This is a genomic window from Rhizobium sp. BK316 (assembly GCF_014193695.1).
In the GTDB taxonomy this organism is placed as follows: Bacteria; Pseudomonadota; Alphaproteobacteria; order Rhizobiales; family Rhizobiaceae; genus Rhizobium.
The window spans coordinates 260592-276572 of sequence record NZ_JACHZR010000005.1 but is presented as its reverse complement, the minus strand read 5'-3'; the positions used below and the strand labels follow the sequence as shown (position 1 = coordinate 276572).

Here is a 15981-nt window from a genome sequence, read left to right as displayed (position 1 = left end):
GCGGCCTGCCTTAGATATTCTGATCCATGGTCTCGGCAGGGATCTCATCATTGCGATGAATGCGTACGACGGCAGCCGGAACGCCAGCGACCGTGCAATGCGCTGGTACTGGCTTCAACACGACACTGCCAGCGGCAATCTTGCTGAAAGCACCGATCTCGATATTGCCGAGAATCTTCGCGCCGGCGCCGATCATGACGCCATGCCGGATCTTCGGATGCCGGTCTCCGGTTTCCTTACCCGTGCCGCCGAGCGTGACGTTTTGCAGGATAGAGACTTCATCCTCGATGACGGCTGTTTCGCCGATCACGATGCCCGAACCATGATCCAGCATGATCGAGGAGCCGATCCTTGCCGCCGGATGGATATCTGGGCCGAAGACCAGCGAGGCGAGGTTGGAAAGCCAGCTCGCAATCTCGAAACGGCCGTCGGTCCAAAGGGCATGGGCAATGCGATGTGTCTGCAGGGCGTGGAAGCCCTTGAGGTTCAGAAGTGCGTGCAGATAGGTGGTGCAGGCGGGGTCGCGTTCGCGCACAGCCAGAAGATCGGCTTCAATGGCGGCGCGGATATCGGCACGCTCCAGCAGTGTGCCGTGAAATAGTCCGAAGAGGTCTCGGGCATCGATCTTTGCCACTGCGAGGCGTGCGGAGATCACATGCGCGATGATATCAGCATCGCTTTCTGCGCCGATGATCTGCGTTTCGAGCAAAGTCTGCAGCGTCGGTTCACGCCTCGCGAGATCCGTCGCTTCGGCACGGATTGCCGACCAGACGGACGCGAAGGCGCCCAACTCTTTGGCGGTGGCGTTATTCGAGGCTTGCATTCCCGGATCCTTGTTCTTGCAATCTGCGCACGGCAAGTGTTCAGCGGCGGAGTGGATCAGCACTATACACCGGTTCCGGCAGATCAGGCCAATCGCAGAGCGCGGCACGCCCGACCATCACCGCCTGATACGCATGCCCGCTATCCAGTTGCGATACTTCGAGGGCCAAGAAATCAGTCCGCCGCGATATCCACCACGCCGCAATCGCCGGCTTCGGAGGCGAAGGCGAGCAGCTTGCCGTTTTTGCTCCAGCTCATGCTCGTGATGGCGCCCTTGCCGGGGCGGCGCAACAGCGCTTCCTTGCTGTCGGCGAGACGGACGGCGAGGATCATGCCATCGATGAAGCCGATGGCGAGGATGTCCTCGGCGGGGTGGAATTTCACTGCGGTCGCCATGATGTTGGCGCGGGTGCCGAGTTCCAGCGGCGCCTTGCCCATCGGGCCGTCCTTGCTCTGGAAGGGCCAGACGATGGCGGCCGGTGCACCCGAGGAAGCGAGCCACTTGCCCTTGGCGGACCAGGAGAGCGATTTGACCTTGGCGGGATAGCCGGTCATGCGCATATGGCGGGCTTCGGTGCCCGATTTGACGTCGAGTTTCCAACCATGCAGCGCGTTTTCCTGCATCGAGGTGACGAGGAAATTACCATCAGGCGAGAAGGTCACGCCGGTATGGGCGCCCTTCCATTCGAGATCAACAGGCTTGGCGCTCATGCCGACCCAGTGCAGCGAAACACCGTTATAGCGGGCAGCCGCTATGCGCAGGCCTTTCGGTGCAAAGGCAATGCCTTCGACCGTGCGCTCTTCCGGGAATTCCTTGGTCGTGCCGTCGGCAAGGCGCACCAGCGTGCTCTTGCCGTAGGAATAGGCGACAGCGCCCTGCGGGCCGGCTGCGACCTGCGAAATCCACTTGCGCGGCGCGGAGGCGATCTCGCTGACATTGCCGTTAACATCGACGCGCAGCACCTTGCCGTCCTCGCCGCCGGAAATCAGGCTTTCGCTGTAGGGATCGCGGATCGCTGTCAACATGCCCTGATGGGCTTCGATGACCTTGTCGCTGCCTTCGAGCCGGTGAAAGGTGCCGCTGGCATTCGCGAAGAAGGGGACATCACCTAAAAATTCGACGGCCAGAACGTGGCCGTCGAGATCAAGCGGTGCAACTGTTGGCATCAGGCGGCCGCCTCGCACGCCTTGAAGGATTCTTCCAGCTTTGCGCGATCGAGATCGCGGCCGATGAAGACGAGACGGGTCTCGTGCTTTTCGCCATCCTTCCAGGGACGCTGGTGGTCGCCTTCGATGATCATGTGCACGCCCTGGACGACATAGCGCTCGGCGTCATCCTTGAAGGCGATGATGCCCTTGAGGCGCAGGATGTTCGGGCCTTGCGTCTGGGTGACCTTCTGGATCCAGGGGAAGAAGCGCTCCGGGTTCATTTCGCCGCCGCGCAGCGAAACGGACTGAACCGTCACGTCATGGATGGCCGACATCTCGCCGTGGTGATGGTGATGATGATCGTGGTCATGATCGTGATGATGGTGGTCATGGTCGCAATCCGGGCCGCAGACATGATCGTCATGGCCGTGCTCGAGGAAATGCGGATCGTTCTCCAGAGCGCGCTCGAGATTGAAGGCGCCCTGATCCAGCACGCGGGCGAGATCGACGCCGGAGCGGCTGGTCTTGTAGACGCGGGCGGCCGGGTTGATGGCGCGCACGATATCGTCGATCTGAGCCAGTTCTTCCGGCGTCACGAGGTCGGTCTTGTTGATGATGACGACATCGGCAAAGGCGATCTGGTCCTCGGCCTCGCGGCTGTCCTTCAGGCGCAGCGGCAGATGCTTGGCATCGACGAGGGCGACGACGGCATCGAGCTCGGTCTTGGCACGCACGTCGTCATCCATGAAGAATGTCTGGGCAACCGGAACCGGATCGGCAAGACCGGTGGTTTCGACGATAATGCCATCGAAACGGCCGGGACGGCGCATCAGGCCCTCGACGACACGGATCAGGTCGCCGCGGACCGTGCAGCACACACAGCCATTGTTCATTTCGTAGATTTCTTCATCGGACTCGACGATCAGGTCGTTGTCGATGCCGATTTCGCCGAACTCGTTGACGATGACTGCATATTTCTTGCCGTGATTTTCGGAAAGAATGCGGTTGAGCAGCGTCGTCTTACCCGCGCCGAGATAACCGGTGAGCACGGTAACGGGAATGGGCTTCTGCTGTGTCTGGATCGCGTCGGTCATGAGAACCTCGAAGAATAGGGCCTTGACCCCGAGGGCAAAGTGCGGGGCCTGAATGGGTCGGTTTCATATAGGCGCTTGGAAGCGGCAGTTCAAAGGGTTTTGTATGTTATAAGATCACATTGCCCTTTGCGCAAAGCCGGATGGTCATCGCAGCGTTTCTGCGTCGAAGGCGTCGATATCCTGCAGCAGCTCGACCAACCCGTTAACGGCATGGGTAATCAGCGCTTCGCCCTTTTTTGCCGTGGCCTTAGCGGCATTGCCGGCCACGCCCTGCGGATTGAGATCCGACATCTTCCAGCCGAAAGCGTGCGGGCCATAGGCGCGCAGGTGCTTGAAGCGCTCGGCAAAGTCTGTCTGGCGAGAGGGAAAATCGGCAGCTTTTTCCATATCCACCCTGTCCGGATATAAGGCCAGCATAACGGATGTTTCGATATCACCGCCGTGAATGTCGATCGCCTTTTCCTGAGGTGAAATGATGCCCTCCGGCAGGCCGAAGCGGGTCCAGCTGGTAGCGACGGCCAGCATGTTGAAGCGCACGCGCGCTTCCGTGGCGACGATGGTCATGAGCGGCGAGTTGCCGCCATGGGCATTCAGCATCACAAATTTGCGGATGCCGAGCGTCGAGAGGTTTTCAGCGATATCGAGCCAGTGCTTTACGGCTGTATCGAAAGGGAGCGTCTTCGTTCCTTCAACATCCATGTGCTCTAAGGAGTAGCCGACCGATTCGATGGGGAGTACGGTGACGGGCAAACCGGCCGGAAGGGCGGTTTTCAGCCTGTCGACGACACCCTGCGCGATCAATGTGTCGGTTTCGAAGGGCAGATGCGGACCGTGCTGTTCATGGGCGCCGAGCGGCAGGACCGCGATCCAGTGGTGACGGGCCTCAGGAGCGAGCGCCGGATCATTGTCCTCGAAACGGAACGACGGAACCAACACGGGCGTTGCCTCTTGTTTATGACGAGATGATGGGCAATGTCATAGCGCAGCCTGGGCAGTGCTTAAAGATCAAAGGGATGGCAATGGGCAAGAAGCATAAGGACGGCAAGAAGCACAAGAAAAAGAAGGATCAGACCGAATACACGATTGTCGATCTTTCGCCGGCCTTGACGCAGGCTGCCCGCTCCATGCGCACGGTCCTGTCGCGCAACCTGCTCGAAAGCGGTCTTTATGCCGGCCAAGACGGCGTGATCCTTTCGCTTGCCGAAAGCGACGGGATGACCGCCGGCGGACTTGCCCAGAAGCTTGGCGTCAAGGCACCCACCATGACCCGCACCATCGGCCGCATGGAGGCGCAAGGCTTCCTCGAGCGCAAGCCCGATGCCGAGGATGCCCGGCTCACCAAGGTCTATCTCACCGAACTCGGCCGCGGCAGCGTGCAGGCGATCGAGCTTGCCGCTTCCTCCTGCGACAAGCTTGCGACGTCCGGTTTTTCCGAAAAGGAAATCCGCAATCTGGTGCGTCTGCTGAAGGCGATCGATGGCAATCTGCAGGCCGAGGCGATGCATGTCGACGAAGATGAGGAAGATTGAAAATTTCCTCAAAAGGCGAATTGCCTGCACCGCTTAAATCTTTTAATTAAATTTTTTAAGGCTGTCGCTGCGCTGCGGCAGTCCGTTATCGACTTCACGCGTTGCCTGGAGGAGGAGACGTGGCTCAGAAGATCAAGCTTTCGACGATTGCCGAAACGCTCGGCATATCAACGGCGACCGTTTCCCTGGCCTTACGCGATAGTCCCCTCGTGGCAGGCAATACCCGCGAAAAGATCAAGGAACAGGCCCGCGCACTGGGTTATATCTACAATCGCCGCGCTGCCAGCCTTCGTACCTCGCGCTCCGGCATTATCGGCGTGGTCGTCCACGACATCATGAACCCGTTCTACGGGGAGATCCTGAAGGCGATCGAAAGCGAACTCGACCGCAGCCGACACACTTTCATTCTTTCCAACCATTACGATTCCGTCGAAAAGCAGCGCACCTTCATCGAAACCCTGCTGCAGCTCGGCGGCGACGGGGTGATCATGTCGCCGGCGATCGGTACGCCGCCGGAAGACATCCAGCTTGCGGAAGAGAACGGCATGCCGGCGATCCTCGTCGCCCGCTCCATGGACAGTCAGGATGTGCCGACCTATCGCGGTGACGACAGCTACGGTATTTCGCTTGCCACCAATCACCTGATCGGCCTCGGCCATCGGACGATCGCCATGATCGGCGGCACGGACCAGACCTCGACAGGACGCGACCGTTATCAGGGCTATGTCAATGCACTGCGCAAGGCCGGCATCGAGGTCGATCCGAACCTGCGCATTCCCGGCCCGCGTTCCAAGCAAGGCGGTTTCGAAGCCGCGGTGCATTTCCTTTCCCTGCCGCAGAAGCCGACGGCGGCCGTCTGCTGGAACGATCTGGTCGCTATCGGCCTCATGAACGGCATTGCCCGCGCCGGCCTGGTGCCAGGCGGCGATATTTCGGTCACAGGCTATGACGACCTGGAAGAGGCCTCGATTGCAACGCCGGCGCTGACCACTGTCTGGAACGGCCAGACCGAGGTTGGACGTCTTGCCGCCCGCGCCCTACTTGATCGGCTTGCCGGCAGCCATGAGCCTGATGGCATCCATCTCATCAAGCCGGAAATGCGTATCCGCCAGTCCACCAGCCCCTATCGGCCGCGTAGCTGACCGCCGAAGCCAAGAGGAAAAGCCATGTCCCGTATTGCCGTTCTCGTTCCCGGGAAGATGCATGATCGCGTTCTGACCCAGTTGAAGGACCGCTTCGAGGTGACAGCCGTCGATCGTGACGAGACGCTGAAGCTCGATGCCGAGACGGCGAAACGCATTCGTGGTGTAGCAGTCAGCGGAGCCTTTCCGGCTGCCTGGTTCGAGCAGTTGCCTTCTATCGAGATCGTCGCCAGTTTCGGCGTCGGGTACGATGGCATCGATGCCAAGCTCGCAGGCTCGAAAGGCATCATCGTCACCAATACGCCCGACGTGCTGAACGACGAGGTTGCCGATACGGCGATTGCGCTTCTGCTCAACACCATCCGCGAAATCCCCAAGGCGGAGAACTGGCTGCGGGACGGCAACTGGAAGCCGGGCGCTTCCTATCCGCTGACGCGCTTTTCGCTGAAGGGCCGGCATGTCGGCCTCTACGGCCTCGGACGTATCGGCCTAGAGATTGCCAAACGGCTGGAACCTTTCAAGGTGAAGATCAGCTATCACACCCGCTCGCGCCATGCCGATGCACCCTATGATTACCAGCCGACGCTGAAGGGGCTCGCCGAGGCCGTCGACACGCTGATTGCGATCGTGCCGAAGACGCCGCAAACCCACAAGACTGTTAATGCGGAGGTTCTCGCCGCGCTCGGCCCTGATGGCGTATTGGTCAATGTCGGCCGTGGATGGACGGTGGATGAGGATGACCTGGTTGCCGCGCTGAATGCAGGCGCGATCGGCGCTGCCGGCCTGGACGTTTTCTATGACGAGCCGAACGTGCCGGCGGGATTGTTGGCCGCGCCGAATACGGTCCTGTTGCCGCATGTAGCCTCGGCTTCGGTGCCGACGCGTAATGCCATGGCGGATCTGGTGGCCGCAAACCTGATCACCTGGTTCGAACAGGGCAAGCCGGTTACCCCGGTGGCGGAAACGCCCGTCAAGTCGTAGCTCGTCGCTGCCATCCCCTCCGAAGGCGGAGGGAGTTTTCGCTTTTTCCTTTTTTGCCCTTGGACTTTTTCCCGTTTCCCTACTTGGTCGGCCGGGAAGGATTGGCTATGGTTAGCTCCGGTCGCGCCCGTTTGTTGCGGCCGTAACTGTCATCGGCGGCATTTCGCCGTCTCAAGCTTATACATAGCGATTTGATCGGGGAGCGTCTGCTCCGCCCGGCGTTTTTTCATGCCGGCAGCCGGCGTTTTCTGGAAGGAGGCAGAAATGGATTATCGCAAGCTCGGTCCCAGCGGGGCCGTCGTCACCGCATATTGCCTGGGTACCATGACTTTCGGGAAGGAATCCGATGAGGCGGCTTCCTTCAAGATGCTCGACGACTACTTCGCCTGGGGCGGCAATTTCATCGATACTGCAGACGTCTACAGCGCCGGTGCATCGGAGGAGATTATCGGCCGTTGGCTCAAGGCGCGCCCGACGCAGGCACAGCAGGCGGTGATCGCCACCAAGGGCCGCTTCCCGATGGGCGACGGGCCGAACGATATCGGTCTTTCCCGCCGTCACCTCAATCAAGCGCTCAACGACTCGCTGCGCCGTCTGGGCGTCGAGCATATCGATCTCTACCAGATGCATGCATGGGATGCCCTGACGCCGATCGAGGAGACGCTGCGCTTCCTCGACGATGCTGTTCGCGCCGGCAAGATCGGCTATTATGGTTTCTCCAACTATGTCGGCTGGCATATTGCCAAGGCTTCCGAAATCGCCAAGGCCCAGGGCTATACGCCTCCGGTGACGCTGCAGCCGCAATATAACCTGCTGATGCGCGACATCGAGCTCGAGATCGTCGATGCCTGCAAGGATGCCGGCATGGGTCTGTTGCCATGGTCACCGCTCGGCGGCGGCTGGCTGACCGGTAAGTACAAACGTGACGAGATGCCGACGGGTGCGACGCGCCTCGGCGAAAATCCCAACCGTGGCGGCGAAGCCTATGCGGGCCGCAATGCGCAGGAGCGGACCTGGGACATCATCACTGCTGTCGAAGAGATCGCTAGGGCACGCGGTGTCAGCATGGCTCAGGTGGCACTGGCCTGGGTCGCGGCACGTCCGGCCGTGACCTCAGTCATCCTCGGCGCCCGCACCTCAGAACAGCTTGCCGACAATCTTGAGGCTGCGAAACTGGTGCTGTCAGAGGAGGAGACGGCGAAGCTCAATGAGATCAGTGCGCCGACACCGGGGCAATATCCCTATGGCGTCCATGGCGCCAATCAGCGTCATCGCAAGATCGAAGGCGGTCGCTGAGCCATTCGATCAGAAAGAAACAAGGCCGTCGGCGCGATCCGGCGGCCTTTCTGTTTCAGCCGATTGCCTGTGCCGGCAGCGGCGGCAGCCTGCTCGCGGCGTAACCCCTGACAGCATCGCCGAAAGCGGTGAAGAGCTTGTTTGAAGGCTTGTCGGTCTCGGCCCAATATTCCGGATGCCACTGTACGCCGACGGCGAAGGCCTTGGCGTCGATGACGGAGACGGCCTCGATCGTGCCGTCCTCTGCCGTGGCTTCCACCTGCAGGCGCGGCGCGGTCCTGGCGATTGCCTGCCGATGCAGGGAGTTCACGCGGATCTCGCCGGCGCCGACGATGCCAGCAATGCAGGAGCCTTCCCTGATGAAAACGCTCTGGCGGATCGCGTACATATGGTCGCGATCCGTGACATCAGGTTTACGGTGATCCCAGATGCCAGGTTGCTCCTGGATTTCACTGGCAAGCGAGCCGCCAAGGGCAACGTTCAATTCCTGAATGCCGCGGCAGATGGCAAGAAGTGGAATGGCGCGGTCGATGGCACGGCGGATCAGCGGCAGGCTCGTGGCGTCGCGGGCCGGGTCAAAGGGGCCGTCGGCTTCCGCAGCTTCGAGGCCGTAGAGCGAGGGGTGCACATTGCTGGCTGAGCCGGATACCAGCACGCCGTCGACCCGGTCGAGGATCGCATCCGTGTCGTACCCTTCCTCGAAGGCGGGAATGATGAAAGCCATCACGCCGGCGGCATTCAGGGCCGCGCGGAGATATTGATGCTGCGCCGCATGCCAGGTTGCGCCATCGAGGATGCGGATATCGGCAGGAATAGCAACGATCGGTTTCGTCATTTTCGTCCCGGAGAAAACACTAGCAGACGTTTCTGCCTCCAGAATGGGCGGTAAGTCAACGCTTGGCTGCTAAGCTGCTGATTCCGATGGATGTGTGGCTCGCGCCACAGAAGCGTCGTGATCCCAAAGACTAATAGACGAAAGCTTGAAACGCTTCTTCCGCCATGCTTAGCTTTGCCCCTACTGCGGGTAGGGGTGAGGATTGCCACGCAGTGCCATCTATACGGGAGGTTTTTGATGGATCGTCGTTCATTTATGAAAAAGGCGGGAACAGCCGGCGCCGGAGCCGTTGCCGCAACTGCATTGGCTGCGCCTGCAGTTGCGCAGGAAAACCCGAAGATTTCCTGGCGTATGACCTCGTCGTTTCCGAAGAGCCTGGACACGATCTATGGCGGCGCCGAAGATATCGCCAAGCATGTTTCTGCTGCCACGGATGGCAATTTCACGATCCAGCCTTTCGCAGCCGGTGAAATCGTCCCGGGCCTGCAGGCCGTCGATGCGGTGGCCGCCGGTACCGTTGAGGCAGCCCACACCACGTCCTATTATTTCGTCGGCAAGGACCCGACCTACGCGATCGGAACGGCCATTCCGTTCGGACTGAACAGCCGCCTGACCAATGCCTGGTTTTACCAGGGCAACGGCAATACGCTGATGAACGAATTCTATGCCACGCAGGGAATGTATGCCCTGCCGGCCGGCAATACCGGCGCCCAGATGGGCGGCTGGTTCCGCAAGGAGATCAACACGCTCGATGATCTCAAGGGTGTCAAGATGCGCATTGCCGGTCTCGCCGGCCGTGTTATGGAGAAGGTCGGCGTCATCCCGCAGCAGATCGCCGGCGGCGACATCTACCCGGCGCTCGAAAAGGGAACGATTGATGCGGCAGAATTCGTCGGTCCGTATGACGACCTGAAGCTCGGCTTCCACAAGGTGGCGAAGTACTATTATTACCCGGGCTGGTGGGAAGGTGGCCCGACGGTGCACGCCTTCTTCAATCTCGATAAATGGAGCAGCCTGCCGAAGCACTATCAGGCGGCGCTCAACGACGCCTGCGCCTTCGCCAACACCAACATGCTGGCGAAATACGACATGAAGAACCCAAGCGCGTTGAAGCAGCTTGTTGCGGAGGGGGCGACCCTGAGGCCGTTCAGCCAGGAGATCATGGAAGCCTGCTTCCAGGCTGCGATGGGGATCTACGGCGAAATCTCAGGCACGAACCAGTATTTCAGGAAAATCTACGATGATCAGACTGCTTTCAAGAGAGACGCCTATCTCTGGATGCAGCTGTCGGAATATACGTTCGATACATTCATGATGATCCAGCAGCGCGCGGGCAAGATCTAAGGCATTCTGCCGTTTCTCAGCGATATCGGCCTCGAAAGCCCTGGATGAAAATCCTGGGCTTTCGTTTTCGCGTAAATGCTTTACTGCGCGGGGGGTATCGGCGGGGGCGTGCTCGGCAGGGCCGGTAGGGTCAAGCCCGGAATCTGCGGCGAGCCATTGCTGCCGCCCGGCGCCCCGAATGACGGCAGGCCGAGCTGACCGCCGAAACCCGGTACTTCGATCTTGATCGAGTTCGGGTCCACTTTCGGACCGTGATCCAGCCAATAGGTGACCGATTCCGGCCAGAAGATCACAATCGCCACGAGAATGAGTTGCATGCCGACCCAGGGCAGGGCGCCGAGATAGATATCCTTGGTGCGGACATCCCTGTTGGCGATGGAGCGCAGGTAGAAGAGCGCGAAGCCAAAGGGCGGATGCATGAAGCTCGTCTGCATGTTCACGCAGATCAAGACGCCGAACCAGATCAGGTCGATACCGAGACTGGAGGCGACCGGCGCCAGCATCGGGATGACGATGAAGGCGATCTCGAAGAAATCGAGGAAAAAGGCGAGGATGAAGATGAAAATGTTGACGAAGATCAGGAAGCCGACAGGTCCGCCGGGGATGCCCAAGAGCATGTGTTCGATCCAGCGTGTGCCGTCCATGCCCTGGAAGACGAGGCTGAAGCAGGTCGAGCCGATCAGGATCATCACCACCATCGAGGTGATGTGCGTGGTCGTGCTCATGGCTTCGCGGATCAGCGGCCAGGTGAGGCGACTGTGCAGGGCGGCAAGCACCATGGCGCCGACGACGCCAAGCGCGCCTGCTTCCGTCGGAGTGGCGAGGCCCATGAAGATGGTGCCGAGCACAAGGAAGATCAGCACGATCGAGGGGATCATGCCCCACAGTACCTTTATCAGCAACGCCCAGTCGAAATCGCCGCGCACGTCCTTGGGCAGCGGTGGCATCGCCTTCGGGTTGATGATTGACAGGATCAGGATATAGGCGACGAAGATCGCCACCTGCAGGATCGAAGGACCGATTGCGCCGAGATACATGTCGCCGACGGAGCGACCGAGCTGGTCGGCAAGCACCACCAGCACCAGCGAAGGCGGAATGACCTGGGTAATCGTGCCCGAGGCGGCGATGACGCCCGTTGCAAGCCGCGGGCTGTAGCCATAGCGCAGCATGATCGGCAGGGAGATGACGCCCATGGTGATGACCGAGGCTGCGACCGTGCCGGTGATGGCGCCAAGCACGGCACCGACCAGAATGACGGCATAGGCAAGGCCGCCGGGGATGCCGCCGAAGAGTTTGCCAGTGCCTTCGAGCAGATCTTCGGCCAGTCCGCATCGCTCCAATATCGCACCCATGAAGGTGAAGAAGGGGATCGCCAGCAGCAGATCGTTGGAGACGATGCCGAAGAAGCGCAGTGGCAGCGCCTGCAGGAAGACCTCTCCGAAATGGCCGGTCACAATGCCGATGATGCCGAAGAAAAGGCCGACTGCGGCGAGCGAAAAGGCGACGGGGAAGCCGTAGAGCATGAAGATGACCATGCCAAGGAACATGGCCGGCGGGATGATACCGTAGTCAAACAAATCCGTTCCTCCGGGCGCCGAGTTACTGCAGCGGCTTTTCGTATTTCGTATCGATCTCGATCGTGCCGGTCAGCGCGGCGATTCTCTTGATCAATTCCGAAATGCCCTGGAGGGTCAGGAGTGCGAAGCCGGCAAAGAGCATCAGCTTCACAGGCCAGCGGATGAGGCCGCCGGCATTGGCTGAAACCTCACCCTGCTGATAGGCGAGCAGGAAATAGGGCCAGCAGAGAATTGCGAGGAAGAGACAGGCCGGGATGAGAAAGACGATCAGGCCGATGATGTCGATCCAGATCTTTGCCCTGTCGGAGACGGAGCCATAGATCAGATCGACGCGTACATGCTCGTTCTTACGAAGGGTATGCGACGCGCCGAGGAGGACGACGAAGGCGAAGAGATACCACTGGATTTCCAGCCAGCCGTTCGAGCTGTAGTTGAATGCGTAGCGCACCATCGCATTGCCGGCGCTGATCAGGCAGCAGAACAGAACCATATATTCGGACAGTTTGCCAATGAACTCGCTGATCGAGTCGATCAGTCGACTGGCGGCCAGAAATACCGACATTCGCCTCCCCTTATTGTTTGCCGTTTTCGGCAGTTCTCCCTCTATAACCGGTGTAGACCAGGGTTTTTGAAATTGGAAGGATAAATGGTCCGCCTTGGAATATAGTCTTATGCGGCTAAGGATTGTGATGCCGTCAGAGATTCCAACAACTTTCGCGCGGATATATTTTTCAATAATCTCGCGATAAAGCTGCAATATCGCGTGCTGGATATGCAGCTCATCCTATGGTTTTAGAAAAATTGACCAAATGTTTGAACCGTTTGAAATCAATTTTTAAAGGGTTCGGTTTACATTCCCTGCGCACAGGGAAAGTATGGATGAAGCCACATAACCCGAACAGGGTCCCTAAGGATGTGTATCTGTCGTTTGTGAGTTCTCTCTCCGGGAACCGCATGACGCTTCTTGTTGGCGTGATTGTGCATGTTGCGACGTGCCTTGCCGTGGCTGCCAAGACACAGTACTCGATCTACATCCTGCTGTCGGTCGCCTTCCTTCTGGTCTTCGGCGCTCGCATGGTCATCTTCCGGCAATTCGACCGTGTCGACAAGCAGAGCCTGCCGCACGCCGGAATCGAGCGTTGGGAGCGGATTCTCGTTGCCAGTGGAGCCTGCACCACCGCGCTCCTCGGCATCGCCAGTGGCTATGCCATCTTCGTCGTGCGTGATTCCTTTGCGGAGCTTGCCTGCATTTCCGTCACCATGGCGACCATGGTTTCCGTCGTCGGCCGCAACTACGGCTCGCGCTTCGCGGTCGACCTCCAGACGCTCTTCTGTTGCCTGCCGATGATCGTCTGCAGCCTCCTGGCGCTGGATTTCTATCGCGGCGTGCTCTCGATCTTCCTCATTCCTTTCTGGCTGACGACGCGGGCCATGGCGAACGGCGTACGCGAGTTTCTCTATGAGAACGTCATTGCGCGCCGGGAAATCACTATCATCGCCGACCGTTTTGATACGGCGCTCAACAACATGCCGCACGGCCTCGTCATGGTCGATACGGAGAACCGGATCCAGGTCATCAACCGCAAGGCCTGCGAGCTCCTGAAGATCGGCGCACCGGATCGGCTGAAGGATCGCGATCTCGGCGCAGTGTTGCGCTATGGCGCGCGCTACAGCTTCATGGACGCGTCCCAGCCGGAGTTGATCCTGCGGCAGCTGACGCAGGTCGCCGAAGGCAGTCTGTCACGTACGCTCATCCATTTTCCTGAGGGTTTGTCGCTGGAATTTTCGGCGAGCCGACGTGCGGATGGCGGCGCCGTATTGATTTTCGAAGACGTTTCGAGCCGCGTGAAGGCCGAGCAGAAGATCCTGCATATGGTGCGCTTCGATGCACTGACAGGTCTGCCGAATCGCGAATATTTCGGCCAGCGCGTGCAGGAGTACCTCACCAGACATCCGAAAAAGCGTGGCCCTCTCGGTTTCATGATCCTCGATATCGACGAGTTCAAGCATGTCAACGACATGCGGGGCCATGTCACCGGCGACCATCTGCTGTGTGCGATCGCCATGCGGGTCAAGGAGATGGCTGGCAATGCGATCGTTGGCCGCCTGATGGGGGATCAGTTCATCCTCTTCTTCCCGCATGCGCGCGACAAGCAGGTGCTGGATGCCGACATCCGCAAGCTGCATGCCGCCGTCCAGGGGCAATATGAAGTCGATGAAGTAACCTTCCTCGTCTCGCTCAGTGCCGGTTATGCTGTTCTTGAGAGCGATGCCTTCGCCATGGACGAATGGAGCGTCAAGGCTGACCTTGCGCTATTCGAAAGCAAGTCGCGCATAAAGGGTGGCATCGCCGGTTTCGAGCGCGAGATGGACGGCCGCTATATCGAGCAGCAGAAGCTGAAGGCGGATTTACGCGAGGCGGTGGCTGCAAATGCGCTGCACCTCGTCTTCCAGCCTATGTTCAAGGCTGATGGTGCGCGCATCGAATGCGCCGAGGCCTTGGCGCGCTGGGTGCATCCGGAAAGGGGCTCGATCCCACCCGACGTCTTCATCCGGCTCGCCGAGGATATGGGCATCATCTCCGACATCACTCGTTTCGTGCTGTTCAAGGCCTGCAGCGAATGCATGACCTGGCCGGAACACATCGCTGTCTCGGTCAACCTTTCGGCACGGGATCTGCGCGACGCTGACATCCTTTCAGTCGTCGCCGATGCGCTTGCCCAATCCGGCCTGGCGGCGGCGCGGCTTCATCTCGAGGTAACCGAAAGCTGCCTGATCGACGAACCGGCGGCGGTGCGCGCCATCCTGGCGGAACTCAGGTTCCGTGGCATCACCATCGCCATCGACGATTTCGGCACCGGCTTCTCCAGCCTCAGCTATCTCGACACGCTGCCGCTCGATATCGTCAAGATCGACCGCTCCTTCGTGCGCAACATCGTCGAGGATACCCGCCGCCTCAAGCTTCTGCGTGGCACCGTCAATCTCGCCCGCGAACTCGGCCTCAAAATTGTCATCGAGGGTGTGGAGACCGAGGAGCAGCTGGCGCTACTCAACAAGCACCGCAGCGCCGACCTCGTGCAGGGCTATGTTTTCTCGCCGCCCGTGCCCTCCCAGAACATCACGCTGCTGCAAGAGGGCATCATCGGCCGCCGCACCGTCCAGCGCCGTCGCACCAAGGTCGCCTGAGCCTCCTGCAAGTGACTGGTTGTCCAGCCGAAAATCTTGCGGGCCGTTAACCTTAATAATTTAAATTTAACGCAAATTCTCAGATTTTCTTGCCTATATATCGGCGGCGTATGATTAATGATCCGTTAACGAGCGGATCGAGAGAATGTCAGACACACTTTTTACGCGTGGCGATTTCAGCAGGAAAATCCTGGAAATTCTAGACCACGTCGAATATCGCCGTGTCGAAAGCAACGAAGACATGGAGGAGGTGGAGCGGCTGCGCTATAAGGCCTATAAGGCTCATGGCGCGCTGTCGCTTGCCCCGGAAGGCCTATTGGACGATGTCGATTTCGACAGCCATGCCTATATTTTCGGTCTTTACTATTATGGCGAACTGGTCAGTACGATCCGAATTCACTATGTGACGCCGGATCATCGTATCAGTCGGTCCGGAGAGGCCTTTCCCGAGGCGATGGATGAGCTTTTGGACGCGGGGCTGACCTTGATCGACCCGGCGCGTTTTGCGGCTGATCCGGAACTCACCGCCAACATGCCATGGGTTCCTTATCTGACGCTGAGACCCGCCATCGTTGCGGCAGCGTATTTCCGGGCTGACCGCGTTATTCAGTCCGTCCGGCCCCCGCATGCCGCCTTCTACAAGCGGGTCTTCTATGCCGATACCATTGTGCCCGGCCGACTGGCGGAGAGTTACGGGGTTGACGTGACGCTGATGGCAACGAATGTGGTCGAGGTCGGGCGCAAGCTTTTGACGCGTTACCCCTTCTTCATCTCCAGCGCCAGCGAGCAGCGCATGATGTTTTCGCGCAAGCCGAACGACACGCTGCCGCCTCTCACCATCATTCCGACGGCGCGTTTCGTGCCGCCAGGCGAACTTGGTACCGATCTGCCGCTGTGATTTCTCTTTCTTCGCGATAGAGGGACGATACCCGTCAGGGCAGATGAGGCGTGGGCGACAGTCGAAAACCGCATCTGTCGTCGGACCTCCTTTCATCCGGCCGTTGAGGTCGTCTTTTCGTTCGGATG

14 protein-coding genes are annotated in these 15981 nt (G+C 59.5%); 7 read left to right on the top strand and 7 right to left on the bottom strand.

Annotation, left to right across the window (positions count from 1 at the left end; genetic code table 11):
* Window positions 1-10: 10 nt before the first annotated feature.
* From cysE to FHT87_RS24490, 4 genes are all read right to left on the bottom strand, one after another.
* The gene (gene cysE / locus FHT87_RS24505) at window positions 11-823 is read right to left on the bottom strand and encodes a serine O-acetyltransferase (RefSeq protein WP_183805299.1); all 813 of its coding nucleotides are present in this window, start codon (window positions 821-823) and stop codon (window positions 11-13) included.
* 173 nt (window positions 824-996) lie between these two features.
* The gene (locus FHT87_RS24500) at window positions 997-1989 is read right to left on the bottom strand and encodes a WD40 repeat domain-containing protein (protein WP_183805297.1); all 993 of its coding nucleotides are present in this window, start codon (window positions 1987-1989) and stop codon (window positions 997-999) included.
* The gene (locus tag FHT87_RS24495; protein ID WP_183805295.1) at window positions 1989-3065 is read right to left on the bottom strand and encodes a GTP-binding protein; all 1077 of its coding nucleotides are present in this window, start codon (window positions 3063-3065) and stop codon (window positions 1989-1991) included. The genes FHT87_RS24500 and FHT87_RS24495 overlap by 1 nt, the downstream gene beginning before the upstream one ends.
* 144 nt (window positions 3066-3209) lie before the next feature.
* A complete protein-coding gene (locus FHT87_RS24490; protein WP_183805293.1) occupies window positions 3210-4001 on the bottom strand; it encodes a creatininase family protein in 792 nt (263 codons plus the stop codon).
* 83 nt (window positions 4002-4084) lie between these two features.
* Here FHT87_RS24490 and FHT87_RS24485 point away from each other — a divergent pair, with 83 nt between their 5' ends.
* The 4 genes from FHT87_RS24485 (at window position 4085) to FHT87_RS24470 (ending at window position 8013) form a co-directional block, all read left to right on the top strand.
* On the top strand, window positions 4085-4594 hold the full coding sequence (locus FHT87_RS24485) for a MarR family transcriptional regulator (protein WP_183735327.1): 510 nt from the start codon (window positions 4085-4087) through the stop codon (window positions 4592-4594).
* Between the two features lie 119 nt (window positions 4595-4713).
* On the top strand, window positions 4714-5736 hold the full coding sequence (locus FHT87_RS24480; RefSeq protein ID WP_183735325.1) for a LacI family DNA-binding transcriptional regulator: 1023 nt from the start codon (window positions 4714-4716) through the stop codon (window positions 5734-5736).
* Between the two features lie 24 nt (window positions 5737-5760).
* A complete protein-coding gene (locus tag FHT87_RS24475; RefSeq protein WP_183735324.1) occupies window positions 5761-6717 on the top strand; it encodes a 2-hydroxyacid dehydrogenase in 957 nt (318 codons plus the stop codon).
* Between the two features lie 264 nt (window positions 6718-6981).
* Window positions 6982-8013, top strand: coding sequence for an aldo/keto reductase (locus tag FHT87_RS24470; protein ID WP_183735323.1), 1032 nt, complete (start codon window positions 6982-6984; stop codon window positions 8011-8013).
* A gap of 55 nt (window positions 8014-8068) precedes the next feature.
* Here FHT87_RS24470 and FHT87_RS24465 read toward each other — a convergent pair whose 3' ends face one another.
* Window positions 8069-8848 (bottom strand): gamma-glutamyl-gamma-aminobutyrate hydrolase family protein, encoded by a 780-nt coding sequence (locus FHT87_RS24465; protein ID WP_183735322.1) that lies wholly within the window; start codon window positions 8846-8848, stop codon window positions 8069-8071.
* A 237-nt stretch (window positions 8849-9085) separates the two neighbouring features.
* Between FHT87_RS24465 and FHT87_RS24460 the strand changes: the two genes are divergently transcribed.
* The gene (locus tag FHT87_RS24460) at window positions 9086-10192 is read left to right on the top strand and encodes a TRAP transporter substrate-binding protein (protein ID WP_183735321.1); all 1107 of its coding nucleotides are present in this window, start codon (window positions 9086-9088) and stop codon (window positions 10190-10192) included.
* 80 nt (window positions 10193-10272) lie between these two features.
* Here the strand turns inward: FHT87_RS24460 and FHT87_RS24455 are convergent, their stop codons facing one another.
* Both FHT87_RS24455 and FHT87_RS24450 read right to left on the bottom strand, forming a co-directional pair.
* Window positions 10273-11769 carry a TRAP transporter large permease subunit gene (locus tag FHT87_RS24455; protein ID WP_183735320.1) on the bottom strand — a complete coding sequence of 499 codons (1497 nt, stop codon included), beginning with the start codon at window positions 11767-11769 and terminating at the stop codon, window positions 10273-10275.
* Window positions 11770-11791: 22 nt separating this feature from the next.
* A complete protein-coding gene (locus FHT87_RS24450; RefSeq protein WP_183735319.1) occupies window positions 11792-12331 on the bottom strand; it encodes a TRAP transporter small permease subunit in 540 nt (179 codons plus the stop codon).
* A gap of 317 nt (window positions 12332-12648) precedes the next feature.
* On the opposite strand from FHT87_RS24450, the gene FHT87_RS24445 reads away from it, so the two are divergent.
* Window positions 12649-14955 (top strand): EAL domain-containing protein, encoded by a 2307-nt coding sequence (locus FHT87_RS24445; protein WP_183735317.1) that lies wholly within the window; start codon window positions 12649-12651, stop codon window positions 14953-14955.
* A 145-nt stretch (window positions 14956-15100) separates the two neighbouring features.
* Complete coding sequence (locus tag FHT87_RS24440) at window positions 15101-15853, top strand: hypothetical protein (protein ID WP_183735316.1); 753 nt, start codon at window positions 15101-15103, stop codon at window positions 15851-15853.
* Window positions 15854-15981: the final 128 nt, after the last annotated feature.